Source organism: Streptococcus mitis (genome assembly GCF_901542415.1).
Classification (GTDB): domain Bacteria; phylum Bacillota; class Bacilli; order Lactobacillales; family Streptococcaceae; genus Streptococcus; species Streptococcus mitis_BL.
The window spans coordinates 682,157-707,310 of sequence record NZ_CABEHV010000004.1 but is presented as its reverse complement, the minus strand read 5'-3'; the positions used below and the strand labels follow the sequence as shown (position 1 = coordinate 707,310).

Sequence of the window (25,154 nt, the reverse complement as noted above, 5' to 3'; positions counted from 1 at the left end):
TGGTATCATATAAAAGTTGAGAAAAGCAGAAGTGAGAGCTTCTCGCCTTGTGACATGAAGTTGCCTGGCCCTACGGATGAAAAGTTTCTAAGAAACGCTATCATAACGTGCGGGCTTGTATATTTACGAGTCCGCTATTGTTTTTCTCTAATAAAACAAAAGAGGTGAAAACCATAGCAAAGCAAGACTTATTCATCAATGATGAGATTCGTGTACGTGAAGTTCGCTTGATTGGTCTTGAAGGAGAACAGCTAGGCATCAAGCCACTCAGTGAAGCGCAAGCTTTGGCTGATAACGCTAATGTTGACCTAGTATTGATTCAACCCCAAGCCAAACCGCCTGTTGCAAAAATTATGGACTACGGTAAGTTCAAGTTTGAGTACCAGAAGAAGCAAAAAGAACAACGTAAAAAACAAAGTGTTGTTACTGTGAAAGAAGTTCGTCTAAGTCCAACTATTGACAAGGGTGACTTTGATACAAAACTTCGCAATGCACGCAAATTCCTTGAAAAAGGAAATAAAGTTAAGGTATCTATTCGCTTTAAGGGTCGTATGATTACCCATAAAGAGATTGGTGCAAAAGTTTTAGCCGAGTTTGCTGAAGCAACTCAAGATATTGCCATCATCGAACAACGTGCTAAAATGGATGGACGTCAAATGTTCATGCAATTGGCGCCAGCGACTGACAAAAAATAATTGTCAGAAAGTTAAATAAAGGAGAAAAAATCATGCCAAAACAAAAAACACACCGCGCATCAGCTAAACGTTTCAAACGTACAGGTTCTGGTGGACTTAAACGTTTCCGTGCTTACACTTCTCACCGTTTCCACGGAAAAACTAAGAAACAACGTCGTCATCTTCGTAAAGCATCTATGGTGCATTCAGGAGATTACAAACGTATCAAAGCAATGCTTACTCGCTTGAAATAATAGCTTGACTGTAAGTAAACAATTCTAGGAAATATTTGGAGGAAATAAAACATGGCACGTGTTAAAGGTGGCGTTGTATCACGCAAACGTCGTAAACGTATTCTTAAATTAGCAAAAGGTTACTATGGAGCTAAACACATCTTGTTCCGTACTGCAAAAGAACAAGTAATGAACTCTTACTACTATGCATACCGTGACCGTCGTCAGAAAAAACGTGACTTCCGCAAATTGTGGATCACTCGTATCAATGCGGCAGCTCGTATGAACGGACTTTCATACTCACAATTGATGCATGGTTTGAAATTGGCTGAGATCGAAGTTAACCGTAAAATGCTTGCTGACTTGGCTGTTAACGATGCAGCAGCTTTCACAGCTCTTGCAGATGCAGCTAAAGCAAAACTTGGTAAATAATAACAGATAAGACTGGAACAGGATTGTCCCAGTCTTTTTAAAAATAAAGGAGAAAAATATGGCTTCAAAAATGCTACATACTTGCTTGCGAGTAGAAAATCTTGAAAAATCAATTGCATTCTATCAAGATGCTTTTGGTTTTAAAGAATTGCGTCGCAGAGATTTTCCAGACCATGCCTTCACGATTGTCTATCTAGGTCTTGAGGGTGATGACTATGAGTTGGAGTTGACTTATAACTACGATCACGGTCCATATGTGGTTGGAGATGGCTTTGCCCATATCGCCCTCAGTACACCTGATCTTGAGGCGCTTCATCAAGAGCATAGTGCCAAAGGTTATGAAGTTACTGAGCCAAATGGCCTACCAGGAACTGCACCTAACTATTACTTTGTCAAAGACCCTGATGGCTACAAAGTCGAAGTTATTCGTGAAAAATAATCTCGTGAAGTCAAGTAGAATGTTCGTTTTCTACTTGACTTTTTTTAGTTGAAAGAGTATACTAATAAAAATTTAACCTTTAAGGGGAGTCCAGAGAGACTCACAAGGTGTCAGATAAAAGAATAGTGCAATTTTCTAGAGGAGACTTTTTGAGTGTGCTCTCTTGTGTTGTACGATTTTAACTGAGGCCTTGCACTAGCAAGGTCTTTTCTTTGTCTGGTCCCCTTAAAATTTAAGGAGGAAAAGTCATGAATCCCACATGTAAGAAACGTTTGGGTGCAATTCGTTTGGAAACCATGAAGGTGGTTGCACAGGAGGAAATCGCGCCAGCAATCTTTGAATTAGTTCTAGAAGGGGAAATGGTTGAAGCCATGCGAGCAGGCCAATTTCTTCATCTTCGTGTGCCTGATGATGCCCATCTTTTGCGTCGTCCTATTTCAATTTCGTCTATCGATAAGGTTAAGAAGCAGTGTCATCTCATTTATCGGATTGAGGGAGCTGGGACTGCTATTTTTTCAACCTTAAGTCAGGGAGATACTCTTGATGTGATGGGTCCTCAGGGAAATGGTTTTGACTTGTCTGACCTAGACGAGCAGAGCCAGGTTCTCTTAGTTGGAGGGGGGATTGGTGTACCTCCATTGCTTGAGGTGGCCAAGGAATTGCATGCGCGTGGTGTGAAAGTAGTGACAGTTCTCGGTTTTGCCACTAAGGATGCTGTTATCCTTGAAAAGGAATTGGCCCAATATGGTCAGGTCTTTGTAACGACAGATGATGGTTCTTATGGTATTAAGGGAAATGTCTCTGTAGTCATCAAGGATTTAGAAAGTCAATTTGATGCTGTTTACTCATGTGGGGCGCCTGGAATGATGAAGTATATCAATCAAACCTTTTATGACCACCCAAGAGCCTATCTATCTCTGGAATCTCGTATGGCTTGTGGGATGGGAGCTTGCTATGCCTGTGTCTTAAAAGTGCCAGAAAGTGAGACGGTTAGTCAACGCGTCTGTGAAGATGGCCCTGTTTTCCGCACAGGAACAGTTGTATTATAAGGAGAAAATTATGACTAGAAATCGTTTACAAGTTTCTCTACCAGGCTTGGACTTGAAAAATCCGATTATTCCAGCATCAGGATGTTTTGGCTTTGGACAAGAGTATGCCAAGTATTATGATTTAGACCTTTTGGGTTCTATTATGATTAAGGCGACAACCCTTGAAGCCCGTTTTGGAAATCCAACTCCAAGAGTGGCAGAAACACCCGCTGGTATGCTTAATGCGATTGGCTTGCAAAATCCTGGTTTGGAGGTTGTTTTGGCTGAAAAGCTACCTTGGCTAGAAAGAGAATATCCAAATCTTCCTATTATCGCCAATGTTGCGGGTTTTTCAAAACAAGAATATGCAGCTGTTTCTCGAGGAATTTCTAAAGCAACTAATGTAAAGGCTATCGAGCTCAATATTTCTTGCCCCAACGTTGACCACTGTAATCACGGACTTTTGATTGGTCAAGATCCAGATTTAGCTTATGATGTGGTGAAAGCAGCGGTAGAAGCCTCTGATGTGCCAGTTTATGTCAAATTAACCCCTAGTGTGACGGATATCGTCACTGTCGCAAAAGCTGCAGAAGATGCGGGGGCAAGTGGCTTGACCATGATCAATACTCTAGTTGGAATGCGCTTTGACCTCAAAACTCGTAAACCAATCTTGGCCAATGGAACAGGTGGGATGTCAGGCCCAGCCGTCTTTCCAGTAGCCCTCAAGCTTATTCGCCAAGTAGCCCAAACAACAGACCTGCCCATCATTGGAATGGGGGGAGTGGATTCGGCAGAAGCTGCCCTAGAGATGTATCTGGCTGGAGCATCTGCTATCGGAGTTGGAACAGCTAACTTTACCAATCCATATGCCTGTCCTGATATCATTGAAACTTTACCAAAGGTTATGGACAAATACGGCATTAGCAGTCTAGAAAATCTCCGCAAGGAAGTAAAAGAGTCTCTGAGGTAAACTGCAATCAATCTGTTCTTGATTTTTTATCAGTTTGTAATATTGATTATAGAGAATTTTGATACAATAAAATGGAAAGAACAGAGGAAGAAAGTTTATGAAGAAATTGAGATTTGTTTTTTTAGCTCTGCTATTTTTCTTAGCCAGACCAGAGAGTGCAATGGCTAGTGATGGTACTTGGCAAGGAAAACAATACCTGAAAGCAGATGGGAATCAAGCAGCTAATGAGTGGATTTTTGATGCTCACTATCAATCTTGGTTTTATATAAAAGAAGATGCTAACTATGCTGAAAATGAATGGCTAAAGCAAGGTGACGACTATTTTTACCTCAAATCTGGTGGCTATATGGCCAAGTCAGAATGGATAGAAGACAAGGGAGTCCTATATTATCTTGACCAAGATGGAAAGATGAAAAGAAATGCTTGGCTAGGAGCTTCCTATGTCGGTGCTACAGGTGCCAAGGTAATAGAAGACTGGGTCTATGATTCTCAATATGATGCTTGGTTTTATATCAAAGCAGATGGACAACACGCAGAGAAAGAATGGCTCCAAATTAAGGGCAAGGACTATTATTTCAAATCCGGTGGTTATTTACTGACAAGTCAGTGGATTGAACAGGCTTATGTGAGTGCTAGTGGCGCTAAAGTACAGCAAGGTTGGCTTTTTGACAAACAATACCAATCTTGGTTTTATATCAAAGACAATGGAAATCATGCTGATAAAGAATGGATTTTCGAAAATGGTCACTATTATTATCTAAAATCCGGTGGCTATATGGCAGTCAATGAATGGATTTGGGATAAGGAGTCATGGTTTTATCTAAAATCTGATGGCAAAATGGCTGAGAAAGAATGGATATACGATTCTAAAAATCAAGCCTGGTACTACTTCAAATTCGGTGGCTACATGGCAAAAAATGAGACTATTGATGGTCATCAGCTAGGAAGCGATGGTAAATGGCTTGGAGAAAAAGCTACAAACGAAAATGCTGCTTACTATCAAGTAGTACCTGTCACAGCAAATGTTTATAATGCAGATGGTGAAAAGCTGTCCTATATATCGCAAGGTAGTGTTGTTTGGCTAGATAAGGATAGAAAAAGTGATGACAAGCGCCTGGCTATTACTATTTCTGGTTTGTCAGGCTATATGAAAACAGAAGATTTACAAGCACTAGATGCTAGTAAGGACTTTATCCCTTATTATGAGAGTGATGGACACCGTCTTTATCACTATGTGGCTCAGAATGCTAGTATCCCAGTAGCTGCTCATCTTTCTGATATGGAAGTAGGCAAGAAATATTATTCGGCAGATGGCCTGCATTTTGAAGGTTTTAACCTTGAAAATCCCTTCCTTTTTAAAGATTTGACAGAGGTTACAAACTATAGTGCTGAAGACTTGGATAAGGTATTTAGTTTGCTAAATATTAATAATAGCCTCTTGGAGAACAAGGGAGTTACTTTTAAGGAAGCCGAAGAACATTATCATATCAATGCCCTTTACCTCCTTGCCCATAGTGCCTTAGAAAGCGACTGGGGACGTAGCAAGATTGCCAAAGATAAGAATAATTTCTTTGGAATTACAGCCTATGATACGACCCCGTACCTTTCTGCCAAGACATTTGATGATGTGGATAAGGGAATTTTAGGTGCAAGCAAGTGGATTAAGGAAAATTATATCGATAGGGGCAGAACTTTCCTTGGAAACAAGGCATCTGGTATGAATGTGGAATATGCCTCAGACCCTTATTGGGGCGAAAAAATTGCTAGTGTGATGATGAAAATCAATGAGAAACTAGGTGGTAAAGATTAGTCCTATAATTGGATATGATTTGAGTATAAGTTAAAAATCCTGATTTCAAGTAAAATCAGGATTTTTTCATGGATGCAATTTTTTCTGGGTCTGGTGTGACACGGAGGGTCTTTTGCCCTGTGTAAGTGACAAAGCCGGGTTTTCCACCAGTTGGTTTGTTGAGTTTCTTGACTTCAATCATATCTACCTGGACCAGATTTGACAGGCGACCTTGAGAGAAGTAGGCGGCCAGTTCTGCTGCGTCTGTCTTGACTTCATCAGATGGGTCAAGATTACCTGATATGACGACGTGGCTTCCAGGAATGTCTTTGGCATGGAACCAAAGTTCCTCCTTGCGGGCCATTTTAAAGGTTAGCTCCTCGTTTTGTAGGTTGTTTCGGCCGACATAGATGATGGTTTTGCCATCGCTTGCTAGATATTGTTCTGGCTTTTTGCGTTTCTGGATTTTCTCCCGTTGTCTTCTGCGGATAAAGCCAGTTTGAATCAATTCTTCACGGATTTCAGTGATTTCTTCCAGTCCAGCTTGGTTAAGGACGGTTTCTACACTTTCCAGATAGAGAATGGTTGCCTTGGTTTCCTCAATCAGATCAGTCAAGTATTTGACAGCTTCTTTGAGTTTCTGATACCGTTTAAAATAGCGTTGGGCATTCTGGTTGGGAGTCAAGGCCTTATCAAGCGCAATCGTGATAGGTTGATTGGTGTAGTAGTTGTCTAGGATAACCTGTTCTTGGTCGTTAGGCACTTGATGGAGGAAGGTTGTCAGCAATTCCCCTTTTTGACGAAATTCTTCAGCGTTGTCTGTCGCTAGTAACTCTTTTTCTTGTTTTTTCAGCTTATGGCGATTTTTCTGCAGTTCATTTTCAACACGGCGAATGAGTTCACTGGCTTGTTGTTTGACACGGTCGCGTTCAGCCTTATCCTTATAGTAGGTATCCAACAAATCAGAAAGACTGGCAAAAGGCTCTCCCACCTGATTTGCAAAAGGAACTGGGCTGAAGGAGGTCTCAGTCAAGCATGGTTTGGTTTCTTGATTGAAAAAGTTACGGAAAGTAGATAGTTTATCACTAACCAGTATGCTTTCCAATTCATTTGCCGTATCACGTCCCAGACCTTGAAAGAGGTTTTGAAGGTTCTTAGCTCTCGTTTCCTGAGTTTGTAGGATTTCAAAGAGCTTTTCATCCTTGATCGTGAAAGGATTGAGCGATTCCGTGCTTGGCGGAGCGATATAGGTCGATCCAGGCAACAAGGTGCGGTAGCTATTTTGTGAAAAGCCGACGTGTTTAATAACTTCGAGGATTTTATGACTACTTTTATCAACCAGTAGAATATTACTGTGTTTACCCATAATTTCGATAATCAAGGTAGCCTGGATATGGTCTCCAATCTCATTTTTATTGGAAACCGTGATTTCCACAATGCGGTCATTTTCCACTTGCTCAATCGACTCAATCAGGGCCCCCTGCAAATACTTTCTCAAAACCATGATAAAGGTAGAAGGTTGGGCTGGATTTTCAAAAGTCGTTTGGGTCAGCTGAATGCGTCCAAAAACTGGGTGAGCAGAAAGGAGCAGGCGATGACTTTGGCGATTGCTGCGGATTTGCAAGACCAACTCTTGTTCAAAAGGCTGATTGATTTTCTGAATGCGACCATTGACCAACTTGCTTTGCAATTCCTCAACCATGTGGTGTAAAAAAAATCCGTCAAATGACATCGTTCTCTCCTTGTGATTGTATTCCATAGTATTATATCAAAAAGGTAGAATAAAATCATGGAAATGTGGTATAATAAAGCCAAGTAAAGAGAAACGAGAAGCACATGTATATTGAAATGGTAGATGAAACTGGTCAAGTTTCAAAAGAAATGTTGCAACAAACCCAAGAAATTTTGGAATTTGCAGCCCAAAAATTAGGCAAAGAAGACAAGGAGATGGCAGTCACTTTTGTGACTAATGAGCGTAGTCATGAACTCAATCTAGAGTACCGTGACACGGACCGTCCGACAGATGTCATCAGCCTTGAGTATAAACCAGAGTTGGAAATTGCCTTTGATGAAGAAGATTTACTTGAAAATCCAGAATTATCAGAGATGATGGCTGAGTTTGATGCCTATATTGGGGAATTGTTCATCTCTATTGATAAGGCTCATGAGCAGGCCGAGGAATATGGCCACAGCTTTGAGCGTGAGATGGGCTTCTTGGCAGTACACGGATTTTTACATATCAACGGCTATGATCACTACACTCCGGAAGAAGAAGCGGAGATGTTCGGTTTACAAGAAGAAATTTTGACAGCCTATGGACTCACAAGACAATAAACGAAAATGGAAAAATCGTGACCTGATATCTAGTTTAGAATTTGCCATCACAGGAATTTTTACTGCCATCAAGGAAGAACGAAATATGCGAAAACATGCCGTGACGGCTCTAGTAGTCATCCTTGCAGGTTTTGTTTTTCAGGTGTCACGAATCGAATGGCTCTTTCTACTATTGAGCATTTTCTTGGTAGTAGCTTTTGAAATTATCAACTCTGCTATTGAAAATGTGGTGGATTTGGCCAGTCACTATCACTTTTCCATGCTGGCTAAAAATGCCAAGGATATGGCGGCTGGCGCGGTATTAGTAGTCTCTCTTTTTGCAGCCTTAACAGGCGCATTGATTTTTCTCCCACGAATCTGGGATTTATTATTTTAAACAGTAAGAGGAAATTATGACTTTTAAATCAGGCTTTGTAGCCATTTTAGGACGTCCCAATGTTGGGAAGTCAACTTTTTTAAATCATGTCATGGGGCAAAAGATTGCCATCATGAGTGACAAGGCGCAGACAACGCGCAACAAAATCATGGGAATTTACACGACTGATAAGGAGCAAATTGTCTTTATCGACACACCAGGGATTCACAAACCTAAAACAGCTCTCGGAGATTTCATGGTCGAATCTGCCTATAGTACCCTTCGTGAAGTGGATACCGTCCTTTTTATGGTGCCTGCTGATGAAGCGCGTGGTAAGGGGGACGATATGATTATCGAGCGTCTCAAGGCTGCCAAGGTTCCTGTGATTTTGGTGGTCAATAAGATTGATAAGGTTCATCCAGACCAGCTTTTGTCTCAGATTGATGACTTCCGTAATCAAATGGACTTTAAGGAAATCGTTCCTATCTCAGCCCTTCAGGGAAATAACGTCTCTCGTCTAGTGGAGATTTTGAGTGAAAATCTGGACGAAGGTTTCCAATATTTCCCGTCTGATCAAATCACAGACCATCCAGAACGATTCTTGGTTTCGGAAATGGTTCGCGAGAAAGTCTTGCACCTAACTCGTGAAGAGATTCCGCATTCTGTCGCAGTAGTTGTGGATTCTATGAAACGAGATGAAGAGACAGACAAGGTTCACATCCGTGCAACTATCATGGTGGAGCGCGATAGTCAGAAAGGGATCATCATCGGTAAAGGTGGCGCTATGCTTAAGAAAATTGGTAGTATGGCCCGTCGTGATATTGAACTCATGCTAGGAGACAAGGTCTTCCTAGAAACCTGGGTCAAGGTTAAGAAAAACTGGCGCGATAAAAAGCTAGATTTAGCTGACTTTGGCTATAATGAAAAAGAATACTAAGTAGAGGTGGGCTCATGCCTGCTTCTTGTTTTTACAGAAGGAGGACTTATGCCTGAATTACCTGAGGTTGAAACCGTTCGTCGCGGCTTAGAAAAATTGATTTTGGGAAAGAAGATTTCGAGTATAGAAATTCGTTATCCCAAGATGATTAAGACGGACTTGGAAGAGTTTCAAAAGGAAGTGCCTGGTCAGATTATCAAGTCAATGGGACGTCGTGGTAAATATTTGATTTTCTACCTGACAGATAAGGTCTTGATTTCCCATTTGCGCATGGAAGGCAAGTATTTTTACTATCCAGACCAGGTTCCTGAACGTAAGCATGCCCATGTTTTCTTCCAGTTTGAAGACGGTGGCACGCTTGTTTATGAGGATGTACGCAAGTTTGGTACTATGGAACTCTTGTCCCCTGACCTTTTGGATGCCTACTTTATTTCTAAAAAATTAGGTCCTGAACCAAGCGAACAAGACTTTGATGTGCAGGTTTTTCAAGCTGCCCTAGCTAAGTCTAAAAAACCTATCAAATCCCACTTATTAGACCAGACCTTGGTAGCTGGACTTGGCAATATCTATGTGGATGAAGTTCTCTGGCGAGCTCAGGTTCATCCAGCTAGACCTTCCCAGACTTTGACAGCAGCAGAAGCGACTGCCATTCATGACCAGACCATTGCTGTATTGGGACAGGCTGTTGAAAAAGGTGGCTCCACTATTCGGACCTATACCAATGCCTTTGGGGAAGATGGAACCATGCAGGATTTTCATCAGGTCTATGACAAGACTGGTCAAGAATGTGTACGCTGTGGTACCATCATTGAGAAAATCCAACTAGGCGGACGAGGAACTCACTTTTGTCCTCAGTGCCAAAGGAGGGGTTGATGGGAAAAATCATTGGAATTACTGGGGGAATTGCCTCGGGTAAGTCAACTGTGACAAATTTTCTAAGAGAGCAAGGTTTTCAAGTGGTGGATGCCGATGCAGTCGTCCACCAACTACAGAAACCTGGTGGTCGTCTGTTTGAGGCTCTAGTTCAGCATTTTGGTCAAAAAGTAATCCTTGAAAATGGAGAACTCGATCGCCCTCTCCTAGCTAGTCACATCTTTTCAAATCCTGAAGAACGGGAATGGTCTAGGATAACTCAAGGGGAGATTATTCGTGAAGAGTTGGCTGCCTTGAGAGACCAGTTTGCTCAGACAGAAGAGATTTTCTTCATGGATATCCCCCTGCTTTTTGAGCAGGACTACAGCGCTTGGTTTGATGAGACGTGGTTGCTCTATGTGGACCGAGATGCCCAAGTAGAACGTCTAATGAAAAGGGATCAGCTATCCAAGGATGAAGCTGAGTCTCGTCTAGCAGCCCAGTGGCCTTTAGAGAAAAAGAAAGATTTGGCTAGTCATGTTTTAGATAACAATGGAAATCTGGACCAGCTTCTTACTCAAGTGAGTATCCTTCTCGAGGGAGGTAAGCAATATGACAGAGATTAACTGGAAGGATAATTTGCGCATTGCCTGGTTTGGTAATTTTCTGACAGGAGCCAGTATTTCTTTGGTTGTGCCCTTTATGCCCATTTTTGTGGAAAATCTGGGTGTAGGGAGCGATCAAGTCGCTTTTTATGCAGGCTTAGCAATTTCTGTCTCTGCTATTTCCGCGGCGCTCTTTTCTCCTATCTGGGGAATCCTTGCTGACAAATACGGTCGAAAACTCATGATGATTCGGGCTGGCCTGGCCATGACCATTACTATGGGAGGCTTAGCCTTTGTCCCAAATATTTATTGGTTAATCTTTCTCCGTTTACTGAATGGTGTATTTGCGGGTTTTGTTCCCAATGCAACGGCCTTGATAGCCAGTCAGGTTCCCAAGGAGAAATCAGGCTCTGCCTTAGGTACTTTATCTACAGGCGTAGTTGCAGGTACTCTAACTGGTCCCTTTATTGGTGGCTTTATCGCAGAATTATTTGGTATTCGTACAGTTTTTTTAATGGTTGGTAGTTTTCTGTTTTTAGCTGCTATTTTGACTATTTGCTTTATCAAGGAAGATTTTCAACCAGTAGCCAAGGAAAAGGCCATCCCAACAAAGGAATTATTTACATCAGTTAAATATCCCTATCTTTTGGTCAACCTCTTTCTGACCAGTTTTGTCATCCAATTTTCAGCCCAATCAATCGGCCCTATCTTAGCTCTGTATGTACGCGACTTAGGCCAGACAGAGAATCTTCTTTTTGTATCTGGTTTGATTGTATCCAGTATGGGCTTTTCCAGTATGATGAGTGCAGGAGTCATGGGCAAGCTAGGTGACAAGGTAGGCAATCATCGCCTCTTGGTTGTAGCCCAGCTTTATTCAGTCATCATCTATCTCCTCTGTGCCAATGCCTCTAGTCCCCTTCAACTAGGACTCTATCGATTCCTCTTTGGCTTGGGAACCGGTGCCTTGATACCAGGGGTTAATGCCCTTCTTAGCAAAATGACTCCAAAATCCGGAATTTCAAGGATTTTCGCCTTCAACCAAGTCTTTTTTTACCTCGGTGGAGTGATTGGCCCCATGGCGGGATCCGCAGTTGCAGGATATTTGGGCTACCATGCAGTCTTCTATGCGACAAGTCTTTGTGTTGCCTTTAGTTGTCTCTTTAACCTGCTTCAATTTCGAACATTATTAAAAGTAAAGGAAATCTAGTGCGAGTAAAAATTAATCTCAAATGCTCCTCTTGTGGCAGTATCAATTACCTAACCAGTAAAAATTCTAAAACCCATCCAGACAAGATTGAGGTTTTAAAGTATTGTCCCAAGGAAAGAAAAGTAACCCTACATCTTGAATCTAAGTAGATTTTATGGTAAAATAATAGGGATTTTAAGGAGTTTGATATGTATAACCTATTATTAACCATTTTATTAGTATTATCTGTTGTGATTGTGATTGCGATTTTCATGCAACCAACTAAAAACCAATCCAGCAATGTATTTGATGCCAGCTCAGGTGATTTGTTTGAACGCAGTAAAGCACGCGGTTTTGAAGCTGTAATGCAGCGTTTGACAGGGATTTTAGTCTTTTTCTGGCTAGCCATTGCCTTAGCATTGACGGTATTATCAAGTAGATAAGAAAATAATGGGCAGGACTAGGTCTTTGCCTCTTTTTATTTTTAAAAGATATGTTAGAAGGTTTTACAGTAAAAGAAAATAAAAAATCTAGAAAGAAAATATGAAAGATAGAATAAAAGAATATTTACAAGATAAGGGAAGGGTGACTGTCAATGACTTGGCTCAGGCTTTGGGAAAAGACGGCTCCAAGGATTTTCGTGAGTTGATTAAAACCTTGTCCTTAATGGAAAGAAAGTATCAGATACGCTTTGAGGAAGATGGCAGTCTGACCTTGGAAGTCAAGAAAAAACACGAGATTACTCTCAAGGGGATTTTTCATGCCCATAAAAATGGCTTTGGCTTTGTTAGTCTGGAAGGCGAGGAGGACGACCTTTTTGTAGGGAAAAACGATGTCAACTATGCTATTGATGGCGATACCGTTGAGGTAGTGATTAAGAAAGTCGCTGACCGCAATAAGGGAACAGCAGCAGAAGCCAAAATTATCGATATCCTAGAACACAGCCTGACAACAGTTGTCGGCCAAATCGTTCTAGATCAGGAAAAACCTAAGTATGCTGGCTACATCCGTTCGAAAAATCAGAAAATCAGTCAACCCATCTATGTTAAGAAACCAGCCCTTAAACTCGAGGGAACAGAAGTTCTCAAGGTTTTTATCGATAAATACCCAAGCAAGAAACATGATTTCTTTGTTGCGAGTGTACTAGATGTGGTTGGGCATTCAACGGATGTCGGTATTGATGTTCTTGAGGTCTTGGAATCTATGGACATTGTCTCAGAGTTTCCAGAGGCTGTTGTTAAGGAAGCAGAAAGTGTGCCTGATGCTCCGTCTCAAAAGGATATGGAAGGTCGTCTGGATTTGAGAGATGAGATTACCTTTACCATTGACGGCGCTGACGCCAAGGACTTGGACGATGCGGTGCATATCAAGGCCTTGAAAAATGGCAATCTGGAGCTTGGAGTTCACATAGCAGACGTTTCCTACTATGTGACCGAGGGTTCTGCCCTTGACAAGGAAGCCCTTAACCGTGCGACTTCTGTCTATGTGACAGACCGTGTGGTTCCAATGCTTCCAGAACGACTGTCTAATGGAATTTGCTCCCTCAATCCTCAAGTTGACCGCCTGACCCAGTCTGCCATTATGGAGATTGATAAACATGGTCGTGTGGTCAATTACACCATTACACAAACAGTTATCAAGACAAGCTTCCGTATGACCTATAGTGATGTCAATGATATCCTAGCTGGCGACGAGGAAAAGCGACAAGAATATCAGAAAATTGTTCCTAGTATCGAACTTATGGCCAAGCTTCATGAAACTCTAGAAAACATGCGTGTGAAACGTGGAGCCCTCAATTTCGATACCAATGAAGCCAAGATTTTAGTGGATAAACAAGGTAAGCCTGTTGATATCGTTCTTCGTCAGCGTGGTGTTGCCGAGCGCATGATCGAGTCCTTTATGCTGATGGCCAATGAAACAGTTGCTGAGCATTTTAGTAAGCTGGATCTACCTTTCATTTATCGTATCCATGAGGAGCCTAAGGCTGAAAAAGTTCAGAAGTTTATTGATTATGCTTCGAGTTTTGGCTTGCGCATTTATGGTACTGCCAGTGAGATTAGCCAGGAGGCACTTCAAGACATCATGCGTGCTGTTGAGGGAGAACCTTATGCAGATGTATTGTCCATGATGCTTCTTCGCTCTATGCAGCAGGCTCGCTATTCAGAGCACAATCACGGCCACTATGGCCTTGCTGCTGACTATTATACTCACTTTACCAGCCCGATTCGTCGTTATCCAGACCTTCTTGTTCACCGTATGATTCGTGATTACGGCCGTTCTAAGGAAATAGCAGAGCATTTTGAGCAAGTGATTCCAGAGATTGCGACCCAGTCTTCCAACCGTGAACGTCGTGCCATTGAGGCTGAGCGTGAAGTCGAAGCCATGAAAAAGGCTGAGTTCATGGAAGAATACGTGGGTGAAGAGTACGATGCGGTTGTGTCTAGCATTGTTAAATTCGGTCTCTTTGTCGAATTGCCAAACACAGTTGAAGGCTTGATTCACATCACTAATCTACCTGAATTTTATCATTTCAATGAGCGTGATTTGACTCTTCGTGGAGAGAAATCAGGTATTACCTTCCGTGTAGGACAACAGATTCGTATTCGAGTTGAAAGAGCGGATAAGATGACTGGTGAAATTGACTTCTCTTATATTCCAAGTGAGTTTGATGTGATTGAAAAAGGCTTGAAACAGTCTAATCGTAATGATAGAGGGCGTGGTTCAAGTCGTCGTTCAGATAAGAAGGAAGATAAGAGAAAATCAGGACGCTCAAATGATAAGCGCAAGCATTCACAAAAAGACAAGAAGAAAAAAGGAAAGAAACCCTTTTACAAGGAAGTAGCTAAGAAAGGAGCCAAGCATGGCAAAGGGCGAGGGAAAGGTCGTCGCACAAAATAAAAAGGCGCGCCACGACTATACTATCGTAGATACGTTAGAGGCAGGAATGGTCCTGACTGGAACTGAAATCAAGAGTGTGAGAGCTGCTCGAATCAATCTCAAGGATGGCTTTGCCCAAGTAAAAAATGGGGAGGTTTGGTTGAGCAATGTTCATATTGCTCCTTACGAAGAGGGCAATATCTGGAATCAGGAACCAGAACGTCGTCGTAAACTCCTGCTCCATAAAAAGCAAATCCAAAAGTTGGAGCAAGAGACTAAAGGTACAGGAATGACCCTGGTTCCCCTTAAAGTCTATATCAAAGATGGTTACGCTAAACTCCTTTTAGGTTTAGCTAAAGGGAAGCATGACTACGACAAACGGGAGTCTATCAAACGTCGTGAGCAAAACCGCGATATTGCGCGTGTGATGAAAGCTGTTAATCAGCGATAAAAAGAGGAAATGAAAATGGAAAAATTAGTTGCCTATAAACGTATGCCCTTATGGAATAAAGAAACCATGCCAGAGGCTGTTCAGAAGAAACACAATACCAAGGTTGGGACTTGGGGCAAGATTACTGTTTTAAAAGGAACTCTCAAGTTTATTGAATTAACAGAGGATGGAGAGGTTCTAGCTGAGCATCTCTTTGAAGCAGGAGCTGACAATCCCATGGCGCAACCTCAAGCCTGGCACCGAGTGGAGGCTGTAACAGACGATGTAGAATGGTATTTGGAATTTTATTGTAAACCTGAGGATTATTTCCCTAAAAAATACAATACCAATCCTGTTCATTCAGAGATCCTAGAGGCAATGCAGACAGTAAAACCAGGGAAAGCTTTGGATTTGGGCTGTGGTCAGGGGCGTAATGCACTCTTTCTAGCCCAGCAAGGTTTTGATGTGACAGCTGTAGATCAAAATGAACTAGCCCTTGAAATCTTGCAAAGCATTGTCGAGCAGGAAGATTTGGACATGCCTGTTGGTCTTTACGATATCAATTCAGCCAGTATTGGGCAAGCGTATGATTTCATCGTATCGACAGTTGTTTTGATGTTTTTGCAAGCAGATCGCATTCCTGCAATTATCAAAAATATGCAGGAGCATACCACGGTCGGTGGTTATAATCTTATCGTTTGTGCTATGGACACGGAGGATTATCCTTGCTCAGTGAACTTCCCATTTACCTTTAAAGAAGGGGAATTGGCAGACTATTACAAGGACTGGGAATTGGTTAAGTATAATGAAAATCCTGGCCATCTTCACCGTCGCGATGAGAATGGCAATCGTATTCAACTACGCTTTGCGACCATGCTAGCTAAGAAAATCAAATAAACATGAATGAAGATTAGGAATTTTCCTGATCTTTTTTCTTTTTTTACGAATAATATAGAAAAGGAGGGAAATCATGTTTGTTGCGAGAGATGCTAGGGGAGAATTGGTAAATGTGTTAGAGGATAAGCTTGAGAAGGAAGAATACACCTGCCCAGCTTGTGGAGGTCAGCTCCGTTTGCGTCAAGGACCAAGTGTCCGGACCCATTTTGCCCACAAATCCCTAAAAGACTGTGATTATTCCTCTGAAAATGAAAGTCAAGAACACTTGGAAAATAAGGAAGTCCTTTATCACTGGTTGAAAAGAGATTCAGAGGTGCAATTAGAATACCCTCTTCCAGAGCTTAAACAGATTGCGGATGTGTTTGTAAATGGCAATCTAGCTTTAGAGGTTCAATGTAGTCCCTTGCCTCAAAAGGTTCTTAAAGAGCGTAGCGAGGGCTATCGTAGTCAGGGTTACCAAGTACTGTGGTTGCTGGGAGAAAAACTTTGGCTCAAGGAGCGGTTGACTCGTCTACAAGAAGGTTTTCTCTATTTCAGTCACAACATGGGCTTTTATGTTTGGGAAGTAGACAAGGAAAAACAAGTTTTAAGACTCAAATACCTGATTCACCAAGATCTCCGCGGTAAACTCCATTATCAAATCAAGGAATTTCTCTATGGTCAAGCTAGTTTATTGGAAATATTGCGTTTCCCTTATAAGAAACAAAAAATATCTCATTTTACAGTTTCTGAGGATAAGGACATCTGTCGCTATATTCAGCAACAACTGTACTATCAAAATCCCTTTTGGATGAAAGAACAAGCAGAAGCATATCAAAAGGGAGAAAATCTCCTGACTTATGGGCTAAAAGAATGGTATCCACAAATAAGACCACTAGTAGGTAATTTTTGCCAAATTGAGAAAGATTTGACTCGCTATTATCAGTATTTTCAAATCTATTACCAAGAAAATCCTCAAAATGATTGGCAAAAGCTTTATCCACCAGCCTTTTATCAGCAATATTTCTTGAAAAATATGGTAGAATAGAAAGGATGGAGGAATCTAATGGTATTACAAAGACATGAAATAAATGAAAAAGATACATGGGATCTATCAACGATTTACCCAACTGACCAGGCTTGGGAAGAAGCCTTAAAAGATTTAACAGAAAAATTGGAGACAGTAGCCCAGTATGAAGGCCATCTCTTGGATAGTGCGGATAGCCTACTCGAAATTACTGAATTTTCTCTTGAAATGGAACGCCAAATGGAGAAGCTTTACGTTTATGCTCATATGAAGAATGACCAAGACACACGTGAAGCCAAGTACCAAGAGTACTATGCCAAGGCCATGACTCTCTACAGCCAGCTAGACCAAGCCTTTTCATTCTATGAACCTGAATTTATGGAAATCAGTGAAAAGCAGTATGCTGACTTTTTAGAAGCTCAACCAAAATTGCAGGTTTATCAACACTATTTTGACAAGCTTTTGCAGGGCAAGGAACACGTTCTATCACAACGCGAAGAAGAGCTATTGGCTGGAGCTGGGGAAATCTTTGGTTCGGCAAGTGAAACCTTCGCTATCTTGGACAATGCGGATATTGTGTTCCCTTATGTTCTTGACGATGATGGTAAGGAAGTGCAACTCTCTCATGGGACTTACACCCGTTTGATGGAGTCTAAAAATCGTGAGGTGCGTCGTGGTGCCTATCAAGCTCTTTATGCGACTTATGAACAATTCCAACATACCTATGCCAAAACCTTGCAAACCAATGTTAAGGTCCAAAACTACCGAGCAAAAGTTCGCAACTACAAGAGTGCTCGTCATGCAGCCCTAGCGGCTAATTTTGTTCCAGAAAGTGTTTATGACAATTTGGTGGCAGCAGTTCGCAAGCATTTGCCACTCTTGCATCGTTACCTTGAACTTCGTTCAAAAATCTTGGGAATTTCAGACCTCAAGATGTACGATGTCTACACACCACTTTCATCTGTTGAATATAGTTTTACTTATGAAGAAGCCTTGAAAAAAGCAGAAGAAGCCTTAGCAGTCTTGGGTGAGGATTACTTGAGCCGTGTTAAACGTGCCTTCAGCGAGCGTTGGATTGATGTTTACGAAAATCAAGGCAAGCGTTCAGGGGCTTACTCTGGTGGTTCTTACGATACCAATGCCTTTATGCTTCTTAACTGGCAGGACAATCTAGACAATCTCTTTACTCTTGTTCATGAAACAGGTCATAGTATGCATTCAAGCTATACTCGCGAAACGCAGCCTTATGTTTACGGGGATTATTCTATCTTCTTGGCTGAGATTGCATCAACTACCAATGAAAATATCTTGACGGAGAAATTATTGGAAGAAGTGGAAGACGACGCAACGCGCTTTGCTATTCTCAATAACTTCCTAGATGGTTTCCGTGGAACAGTTTTCCGCCAAACTCAATTTGCTGAGTTTGAACACGCGATTCACCAAGCGGATCAAAATGGTGAAGTCTTGACAAGTGATTTCTTAAATAAACTCTACGCAGACTTGAACCAAGAGTATTATGGTTTGAGTAAGGAAGATAATCCTGAAATCCAATACGAGTGGGCACGTATTCCACACTTCTACTATAACTACTATGTATACCAATATTCAACAGGTTTTGCAGCAGCCTCAGCCCTGGCTGAAAAGATTGTTCATGGTAGTCAAGAAGACCGTGACCGTTATATCGACTACCTCAAGGCAGGTAAATCTGACTATCCACTTAATGTCATGAGAAAAGCTGGTGTTGATATGGAGAAGGAAGACTATCTCAACGATGCCTTTGCAGTCTTTGAACGTCGTTTAAATGAGTTTGAAGCACTTGTTGAAAAATTGGGATTGGCATAAGATGGTTGAATCGTATAGTAAAAATGCCAACCATAACATGCGTCGTCCTGTTGTCAAAGAAGAAATTGTAGACTTGATGCGTCAGCGTCAAAAGCAAGTCACAGGCTCTTTGAAAGAATTGGAAGACTTTGCCCGTAAGGAAAATATTCCCATCATTCCCCATGAAACGGTTGCTTATTTCCGTTTTCTCATGGAAACCATGCAACCTAAAAACATTCTGGAAATTGGGACGGCTATCGGTTTTTCAGCTCTCTTGATGGCGGAACATGCTCCAAAGGCCAAGATTACAACCATTGACCGCAATCCAGAGATGATTGGATTTGCCAAGGAAAATTTTTCCCAGTTTGACAGTCGTAAGCAAATCACACTCCTAGAAGGAGATGCGGTAGATGTCTTATCTACCCTGACAGAGTCCTATGATTTCGTCTTTATGGATTCAGCCAAGTCTAAATACATCGTCTTTCTTCCAGAAATCCTCAAACATTTGGAAGTTGGTGGTGTGGTTGTTTTGGATGATATTTTCCAAGGTGGTGATGTTGCCAAGGATATTATGGAAGTCCGTCGTGGTCAGCGAACTATTTACAGAGGACTTCAAAGACTATTTGATGCAACCTTAGACAATCCAGGACTCACCGCAACACTAGTACCTCTGGGGGACGGAATTCTCATGCTTCGTAAAAATGTAGCAGATGTTCAATTGCCTGACAGCGAATGATTTTCAGAAAAATTTAAGAAAATATAGTAAAATAGATAGGGTAACACTTATCTCAAAGGAGTAGACATGAAGAAAAAACTATTGGCAGGTGCCATTACATTATTATCAGTAGCAACATTAGCAGCTTGTTCGAAAGGTTCAGAAGGGGCAGACCTTATCAGCATGAAAGGGGATGTCATCACAGAACATCAATTTTATGAGCAAGTGAAAAGCAACCCTTCAGCACAACAAGTCTTGTTGAACATGACCATCCAAAAAGTATTTGAGAAGCAATATGGCTCAGAAGTAGATGACAAAGAAGTCAACGATACTATTGCCGAAGAAGAGAAACAATATGGTGAGAACTACCAACGTGTCTTATCGCAAGCAGGAATGACTCTTGAAACACGTAAAGCTCAAATTCGTACAAGTAAATTAGTTGAGTTGGCAGTTAAGAAAGCAGCAGAAGCTGAATTGACAGATGATGCTTACAAGAAGGCTTTTGACGAGTACACTCCAGATGTAACGGCTCAAATCATTCGTCTTGATAATGAGGATAAAGCGAAAGAAGTCCTCGAAAAAGCCAAAGCTAGTGATGCAGACTTTGCTCAATTAGCCAAAGATAATTCAACAGATGAGAAAACTAAAGCGAATGGTGGAGAAATCACCTTTGATTCTGCTTCAACAGAAGTACCAGATCAAGTTAAGAAAGCAGCTTTTGCGTTAGATGTAAACGGTGTTTCTGATGTGATTAGTGTTACTGGAACACAAGCATACAGTAGCCAATATTACATTGTTAAACTGATTAAGAAAACAGAAAAATCATCTAATATTGACGATTACAAAGAAAAATTAAAAACTGTTATCTTAACTCAAAAACAAAACGACGCATCATTTGTTCAAAGTATTATCGGAAAAGAATTGCAAGCAGCCAATATCAAGGTTAAAGATCAAGCCTTCCAAAATATCTTCACTCAATACATCGGTGGTGGAGATTCAAGCTCAAGCAGTTCTTCAAAAGAATAAAACAGAAAAGAGCCAAGTGCTCTTTTTCTTATGAGAAAATCTTCTATCTTAAGGGTAAGAGTTTTTTTCTTTCGGAAAAAATGGTATAATAGCAATCAAAACTAGAAAATAAACGGAATTTGGGAATAATTTCTTTTGTTCTCATTAGATTGGTGATACTATGAAGATTAGTAAGAGGCACCTGTTAAACTATTCTATTCTAGTTCCTTACTTACTTTTATCTATTTTGGGTTTGATTGTAGTCTATTCTACAACCAGTGCCATTCTTATCGAAGAAGGTAAAAGTGCCCTCCAATTGGTTCGAAGTCAGGGAATGTTTTGGATATTTAGTTTAATATTGATTGCCTTGATATATAAGCTGAAACTGAATTTTTTAAGAAAAGAACGACTTTTATTTATTGTTATGTTTGTTGAGCTGATTCTCTTAGCTCTGGCTCGCTTAATTGGTACGCCAGTTAATGGAGCCTATGGTTGGATTTCAGTAGGACCTTTGACCATTCAGCCAGCTGAGTATTTGAAGATTATCATCGTCTGGTACTTGGCCCAACGTTTTTCAAAACAACAAGATGAAATTGGTATTTACGATTTCCAAGTTTTAACTCAAAATCAATGGATTCCTCGTGCTTTTAATGATTGGCGCTTTGTCCTCTTGGTAATGATAGGAAGTTTGGCTATCTTCCCAGATCTGGGGAATGCGACTATCCTAGCTCTGGTTGCCTTGATTATGTATACAGTTAGTGGGATTGCTCATCGTTGGTTTATAGCCTTTATCGGTGTATTGGTAGGAGTTTCAGCCCTATCCTTATCAGCTATTTCTATGATTGGGGTTGATAAGTTTTCAAAAGTTCCAGTATTTGGTTACGTTGCTAAGCGTTTCAGTGCCTACTTTAATCCCTTTGCTGATTTGGCAGGAGCAGGCCACCAACTTGCAAATTCCTACTTTGCCATGGTAAATGGTGGTTGGTTTGGTCTAGGCTTAGGAAATTCAATCGAAAAACGTGGTTATTTACCAGAGGCCCATACAGACTTTGTATTTTCAATTGTCATTGAAGAGTTTGGATTTGTGGGAGCTAGCTTGATTTTAGCACTTGTCTTTTTCCTTATTTTGCGAATTATCCTAGTCGGTATTCGTGCTAAGAATCCCTTTAATTCCATGATGGCGATTGGGGTTGGTGGTATGATGTTGGTCCAGGTCTTTGTCAATATCGGTGGAATTTCTGGTATTATTCCTTCTACAGGAGTAACCTTCCCCTTCTTATCGCAAGGAGGAAATAGTCTTCTGGTCTTGTCTGTAGCCATCGCCTTTGTCTTAAATATTGATGCAAGTGAAAAACGTGCCCAATTGTATGAGGAGTTAGAAGCTCACTCATCAAACTATATGTAGAGCTGAGAGTGGAAAGGATTACCTATGTCTCTTCAAAAATTAGAAAACTATAGTAATAAAGCTGTCGTGCAAGAAGAAGTATTGATTTTAACAGAATTGTTAGAAGATATCACTAAAAACATGCTTGCCCCAGAGACTTTTGAAAAAATCATGGAGTTGAAAGAATTATCAACTCAAGAAGATTATCAAGGCTTGAACCAATTGGTTACTAGTCTGACAAATGATGAAATGGCATATATTTCACGTTATTTCTCTATCTTGCCCCTTTTGATTAATATTTCAGAAGACGTGGATTTGGCTTATGAAATCAACCACCAAAATAATATCGATCAAGATTATCTTGGTAAATTGTCAGCAACAATCAAAATGGTTGCAGAAAAAGAAAATGCGGTTGAAATTCTAGAACACTTGAATGTTGTCCCTGTTTTGACTGCCCATCCAACACAAGTACAACGTAAGAGTATGTTGGATTTGACAAACCATATCCATACCCTTTTGCGTAAGTATCGTGATGTGAAACTAGGCTTGATTAATAAGGAAAAATGGCATAATGATCTCCGTCGTTACATTGAGATTATCATGCAGACAGATATGATTCGTGAGAAGAAATTGAAAGTAACCAATGAAATCACGAATGTTATGGAATACTACAATAGTTCATTCCTGAAAGCTGTTCCTCATTTGACTGCTGAGTACAAGCGTCTAGCTAAAAAACATGGCTTGGAGTTGAAACATCCTAAACCAATTACCATGGGAATGTGGATTGGTGGAGACCGTGATGGGAATCCTTTTGTTACAGCAGATACCTTGAAACAATCTGCTATGACCCAGTGTGAAGTCATCATGAACTACTATGATGAAAAGATTTATCAGCTTTATCGTGAGTTCTCTCTCTCAACAAGTATTGTCAATGTCAGCAAGCAAGTCAGAGAAATGGCTCGTCAATCTAAGGATAACTCGATTTATCGTGAAAAAGAGCTGTATCGTCGTGCCCTGTTTGATATTCAATCAAAAATCCAAGCAACAAAAGCCTATCTGATTGAGGATAAGGAAGTTGGGACTCGCTATGAAACAGCCAATGATTTTTATAAGGATTTGATTACCATCCGTGATTCCCTCTTGGAAAACAAGGGTGAGGCACTGATTTCTGGTGATTTTGTTGAATTGATTCAAGCAGTTGAAATTTTTGGTTTCTATTTGGCATCTATTGATATGCGTCAAGATTCTAGTGTTCACGAGGCATGTGTAGCCGAACTCTTGAAATCAGCAGGTATTCATTCTCATTATAGCGAACTCAGTGAAGAAGAAAAATGCCAGCTTCTCTTGAAAGAATTGGAGGAAGATCCACGTATTCTTTCTGCTACTCATGTTGAAAAATCAGAGTTACTTGAAAAAGAATTGGCTATCTTTAAGGCTGCTCGTAATTTGAAAGATAAATTGGGTGACGATGTTATTCGTCAGACCATCATTTCACATGCAACTAGCGTATCTGACATGTTGGAATTGGCTATCTTGCTAAAAGAAGTAGGGTTAGTTGATAAAGAAAGAGCCCGTGTCCAAATCGTTCCTCTCTTTGAAACAATTGAGGACTTGGACCACTCAGAAGAAACCATGAGAGAATATCTTTCACTTCCTCTTGCCAAGAAATGGATTGCTTCACGTAATAACTACCAAGAAATCATGCTTGGTTACTCTGATAGTAATAAAGATGGTGGCTATCTATCATCATGTTGGACCCTCTACAAGGCTCAACAACAATTGACTGCTATTGGAGATAAATTTGGCGTTAAGGTTACCTTCTTCCATGGCCGTGGTGGGACTGTCGGTCGTGGTGGTGGACCAACCTATGAAGCCATCACATCTCAACCGCTCAAGTCTATCAAGGATCGCATCCGTTTGACGGAGCAGGGTGAAGTAATTGGGAATAAATACGGTAATAAAGACGCAGCTTACTATAACCTTGAAATGCTAGTATCCGCAGCCATTAACCGTATGATTACGCAGAAGAAGAGCGATACCAATACATCAAATCGTTATGAAGCCATTATGGACCAAGTAGTGGACCGTAGTTATGATATCTACCGTGATTTGGTCTTTGGTAATGACCATTTCTATGATTATTTCTTTGAGTCAAGTCCAATCAAGGCTATTTCAAGCTTTAATATCGGTTCTCGTCCAGCCGCTCGTAAGACTATTACTGAAATCGGTGGTTTGCGAGCTATCCCTTGGGTCTTCTCATGGTCGCAAAGTCGTGTCATGTTCCCTGGCTGGTATGGGGTTGGTTCAAGCTTCAAGGAATTTATTGATAAAAATCCAGAGAATATCGCTATCTTACGAGATATGTACCAAAACTGGCCTTTCTTCCAGTCACTTCTTTCAAATGTAGACATGGTCTTGTCAAAATCAAATATGAACATTGCTTTTGAATATGCCAAACTTTGTGAGGATGAAGAAGTAAAAGCAATCTATGAGACTATTCTAAATGAATGGCAAGTTACCAAGGAAGTCATCTTGGCTATCGAAGGTTATGATGAACTTTTAGCTGAAAATCCATATCTAAAAGCAAGTTTGGATTATCGTATGCCTTACTTTAATATTCTCAACTATATCCAGTTGGAGTTGATTAAACGTCAACGCCGAGGAGAATTATCTAGCGATCAAGAAAAATTAATCCATACAACCATCAACGGAATTGCGACAGGATTGCGTAATTCGGGCTGATGTCTTTCAAACTTCCTCTTTTCTATAGGGGAAGTTTTTGAATCTTTCAAAAAAATGCTAAAAGAGTCTTGACAAGTAGTTGAAAAATGATATAATTTAACCATTCAGAAAAGTAATCATTCAAACTTTTTAGAGAGTCTGTGGTAGCTGAAAACAGATAAGTGATGATGATGAAAATTGGGCTGAATGTTATTTAGAATTTGAAATCATAAAAATTCGGTGAGCACACCTTACAGTGCATCTCGTTATTGCGAGACAGAGCGATAGGGAAATTCCCTATAATTGAGGTGGTACCGCGCATCGACGTCCTCACACAAGTTTTTTGTGTGAGGACTTTTTTAATGGAGGTTAGTATGGAAAGAAAACGATGGCGTCACTTGTTTATACTCAATGAAAATCAAAAAGCAAACTAGGAAGCTAGCCGCAAACTGTACTTGAGTACG

Annotated in this window: 25 protein-coding genes and 2 other annotated features; of the genes, 24 read left to right on the top strand and 1 reads right to left on the bottom strand. The window is 40.8% G+C overall.

Features of this window, described 5'->3' with window-relative positions:
* The first annotated feature begins 17 nt into the window (after nucleotides 1-17).
* Nucleotides 18-149: a sequence feature (ribosomal protein L20 leader region), on the top strand.
* Nucleotides 150-164: 15 nt separating this feature from the next.
* The 7 genes from infC to FQT24_RS03645 all read left to right on the top strand — a co-directional run bounded on the left by infC (nucleotide 165) and on the right by FQT24_RS03645 (nucleotide 5,586).
* Nucleotides 165-695 carry a translation initiation factor IF-3 gene (gene infC / locus FQT24_RS03675; protein ID WP_000848180.1) on the top strand — a complete coding sequence of 177 codons (531 nt, stop codon included), beginning with the start codon at nucleotides 165-167 and terminating at the stop codon, nucleotides 693-695.
* 32 nt (nucleotides 696-727) lie between these two features.
* Nucleotides 728-928 carry a 50S ribosomal protein L35 gene (gene rpmI / locus FQT24_RS03670; RefSeq protein ID WP_001125943.1) on the top strand — a complete coding sequence of 67 codons (201 nt, stop codon included), beginning with the start codon at nucleotides 728-730 and terminating at the stop codon, nucleotides 926-928.
* A gap of 51 nt (nucleotides 929-979) precedes the next feature.
* On the top strand, nucleotides 980-1,339 hold the full coding sequence (gene rplT / locus FQT24_RS03665; RefSeq protein ID WP_000124834.1) for a 50S ribosomal protein L20: 360 nt from the start codon (nucleotides 980-982) through the stop codon (nucleotides 1,337-1,339).
* 58 nt (nucleotides 1,340-1,397) lie between these two features.
* Nucleotides 1,398-1,778: a lactoylglutathione lyase gene (gene gloA, locus FQT24_RS03660; protein WP_000157153.1), complete on the top strand. Its 381-nt coding sequence runs from the start codon at nucleotides 1,398-1,400 to the stop codon at nucleotides 1,776-1,778.
* A gap of 248 nt (nucleotides 1,779-2,026) precedes the next feature.
* A complete protein-coding gene (locus tag FQT24_RS03655; RefSeq protein ID WP_143952194.1) occupies nucleotides 2,027-2,827 on the top strand; it encodes a dihydroorotate dehydrogenase electron transfer subunit in 801 nt (266 codons plus the stop codon).
* The gene (locus FQT24_RS03650) at nucleotides 2,790-3,776 is read left to right on the top strand and encodes a dihydroorotate dehydrogenase (protein ID WP_185952538.1); all 987 of its coding nucleotides are present in this window, start codon (nucleotides 2,790-2,792) and stop codon (nucleotides 3,774-3,776) included. The genes FQT24_RS03655 and FQT24_RS03650 overlap by 38 nt, the downstream gene beginning before the upstream one ends.
* A gap of 97 nt (nucleotides 3,777-3,873) precedes the next feature.
* On the top strand, nucleotides 3,874-5,586 hold the full coding sequence (locus tag FQT24_RS03645; RefSeq protein WP_143952192.1) for a glucosaminidase domain-containing protein: 1,713 nt from the start codon (nucleotides 3,874-3,876) through the stop codon (nucleotides 5,584-5,586).
* Between the two features lie 55 nt (nucleotides 5,587-5,641).
* Here FQT24_RS03645 and pavA read toward each other — a convergent pair whose 3' ends face one another.
* Entirely contained in the window at nucleotides 5,642-7,297 is a 1,656-nt protein-coding gene (gene pavA / locus FQT24_RS03640) for an Rqc2 family fibronectin-binding protein PavA (protein ID WP_143952191.1), read from the bottom strand.
* 104 nt (nucleotides 7,298-7,401) lie between these two features.
* Here pavA and ybeY point away from each other — a divergent pair, with 104 nt between their 5' ends.
* The 17 genes from ybeY to ppc all read left to right on the top strand — a co-directional run bounded on the left by ybeY (nucleotide 7,402) and on the right by ppc (nucleotide 24,711).
* On the top strand, nucleotides 7,402-7,899 hold the full coding sequence (ybeY, locus tag FQT24_RS03635; RefSeq protein ID WP_143952190.1) for an rRNA maturation RNase YbeY: 498 nt from the start codon (nucleotides 7,402-7,404) through the stop codon (nucleotides 7,897-7,899).
* Entirely contained in the window at nucleotides 7,880-8,275 is a 396-nt protein-coding gene (locus tag FQT24_RS03630; protein ID WP_000378157.1) for a diacylglycerol kinase family protein, read from the top strand. The genes ybeY and FQT24_RS03630 overlap by 20 nt, the downstream gene beginning before the upstream one ends.
* A gap of 16 nt (nucleotides 8,276-8,291) precedes the next feature.
* The gene (gene era / locus FQT24_RS03625; RefSeq protein ID WP_143952189.1) at nucleotides 8,292-9,191 is read left to right on the top strand and encodes a GTPase Era; all 900 of its coding nucleotides are present in this window, start codon (nucleotides 8,292-8,294) and stop codon (nucleotides 9,189-9,191) included.
* A 48-nt stretch (nucleotides 9,192-9,239) separates the two neighbouring features.
* Nucleotides 9,240-10,064, top strand: coding sequence for a DNA-formamidopyrimidine glycosylase (gene mutM, locus FQT24_RS03620; protein ID WP_143952188.1), 825 nt, complete (start codon nucleotides 9,240-9,242; stop codon nucleotides 10,062-10,064).
* Nucleotides 10,064-10,669 (top strand): dephospho-CoA kinase, encoded by a 606-nt coding sequence (coaE, locus tag FQT24_RS03615; protein WP_143952187.1) that lies wholly within the window; start codon nucleotides 10,064-10,066, stop codon nucleotides 10,667-10,669. The genes mutM and coaE overlap by 1 nt, the downstream gene beginning before the upstream one ends.
* A complete protein-coding gene (locus tag FQT24_RS03610) occupies nucleotides 10,656-11,855 on the top strand; it encodes a multidrug efflux MFS transporter (RefSeq protein ID WP_143952186.1) in 1,200 nt (399 codons plus the stop codon). Before coaE ends, FQT24_RS03610 begins: the two co-directional genes overlap by 14 nt.
* On the top strand, nucleotides 11,855-12,004 hold the full coding sequence (gene rpmG / locus FQT24_RS03605) for a 50S ribosomal protein L33 (RefSeq protein WP_001809104.1): 150 nt from the start codon (nucleotides 11,855-11,857) through the stop codon (nucleotides 12,002-12,004). Before FQT24_RS03610 ends, rpmG begins: the two co-directional genes overlap by 1 nt.
* Before the next feature lie 39 nt (nucleotides 12,005-12,043).
* Complete coding sequence (secG, locus tag FQT24_RS03600; protein ID WP_000282517.1) at nucleotides 12,044-12,277, top strand: preprotein translocase subunit SecG; 234 nt, start codon at nucleotides 12,044-12,046, stop codon at nucleotides 12,275-12,277.
* Nucleotides 12,278-12,377: 100 nt separating this feature from the next.
* Entirely contained in the window at nucleotides 12,378-14,732 is a 2,355-nt protein-coding gene (gene rnr / locus FQT24_RS03595; RefSeq protein ID WP_143952185.1) for a ribonuclease R, read from the top strand.
* Complete coding sequence (smpB, locus tag FQT24_RS03590) at nucleotides 14,695-15,162, top strand: SsrA-binding protein SmpB (protein WP_001051750.1); 468 nt, start codon at nucleotides 14,695-14,697, stop codon at nucleotides 15,160-15,162. The genes rnr and smpB overlap by 38 nt, the downstream gene beginning before the upstream one ends.
* A 15-nt stretch (nucleotides 15,163-15,177) precedes the next feature.
* Nucleotides 15,178-16,038: an SAM-dependent methyltransferase TehB gene (tehB, locus tag FQT24_RS03585; protein ID WP_143952184.1), complete on the top strand. Its 861-nt coding sequence runs from the start codon at nucleotides 15,178-15,180 to the stop codon at nucleotides 16,036-16,038.
* A gap of 73 nt (nucleotides 16,039-16,111) precedes the next feature.
* Nucleotides 16,112-17,065, top strand: a complete 954-nt coding sequence (locus FQT24_RS03580; RefSeq protein ID WP_033686623.1) for a competence protein CoiA — start codon at nucleotides 16,112-16,114, stop codon at nucleotides 17,063-17,065.
* 18 nt (nucleotides 17,066-17,083) lie between these two features.
* Nucleotides 17,084-18,886, top strand: coding sequence for an oligoendopeptidase F (pepF, locus tag FQT24_RS03575; RefSeq protein WP_033686622.1), 1,803 nt, complete (start codon nucleotides 17,084-17,086; stop codon nucleotides 18,884-18,886).
* A gap of 1 nt (nucleotide 18,887) precedes the next feature.
* Complete coding sequence (locus FQT24_RS03570) at nucleotides 18,888-19,601, top strand: O-methyltransferase (RefSeq protein ID WP_080702856.1); 714 nt, start codon at nucleotides 18,888-18,890, stop codon at nucleotides 19,599-19,601.
* A 66-nt stretch (nucleotides 19,602-19,667) separates the two neighbouring features.
* Nucleotides 19,668-20,606 (top strand): peptidylprolyl isomerase PrsA, encoded by a 939-nt coding sequence (gene prsA / locus FQT24_RS03565; protein ID WP_045597054.1) that lies wholly within the window; start codon nucleotides 19,668-19,670, stop codon nucleotides 20,604-20,606.
* Nucleotides 20,607-20,766: 160 nt separating this feature from the next.
* Nucleotides 20,767-21,990, top strand: a complete 1,224-nt coding sequence (gene ftsW / locus FQT24_RS03560) for a cell division peptidoglycan polymerase FtsW (RefSeq protein ID WP_000703371.1) — start codon at nucleotides 20,767-20,769, stop codon at nucleotides 21,988-21,990.
* A gap of 24 nt (nucleotides 21,991-22,014) precedes the next feature.
* Nucleotides 22,015-24,711, top strand: a complete 2,697-nt coding sequence (gene ppc / locus FQT24_RS03555; protein ID WP_143952183.1) for a phosphoenolpyruvate carboxylase — start codon at nucleotides 22,015-22,017, stop codon at nucleotides 24,709-24,711.
* A 96-nt stretch (nucleotides 24,712-24,807) separates the two neighbouring features.
* Nucleotides 24,808-25,025 (top strand) — a binding site (T-box leader).
* Nucleotides 25,026-25,154: the final 129 nt, after the last annotated feature.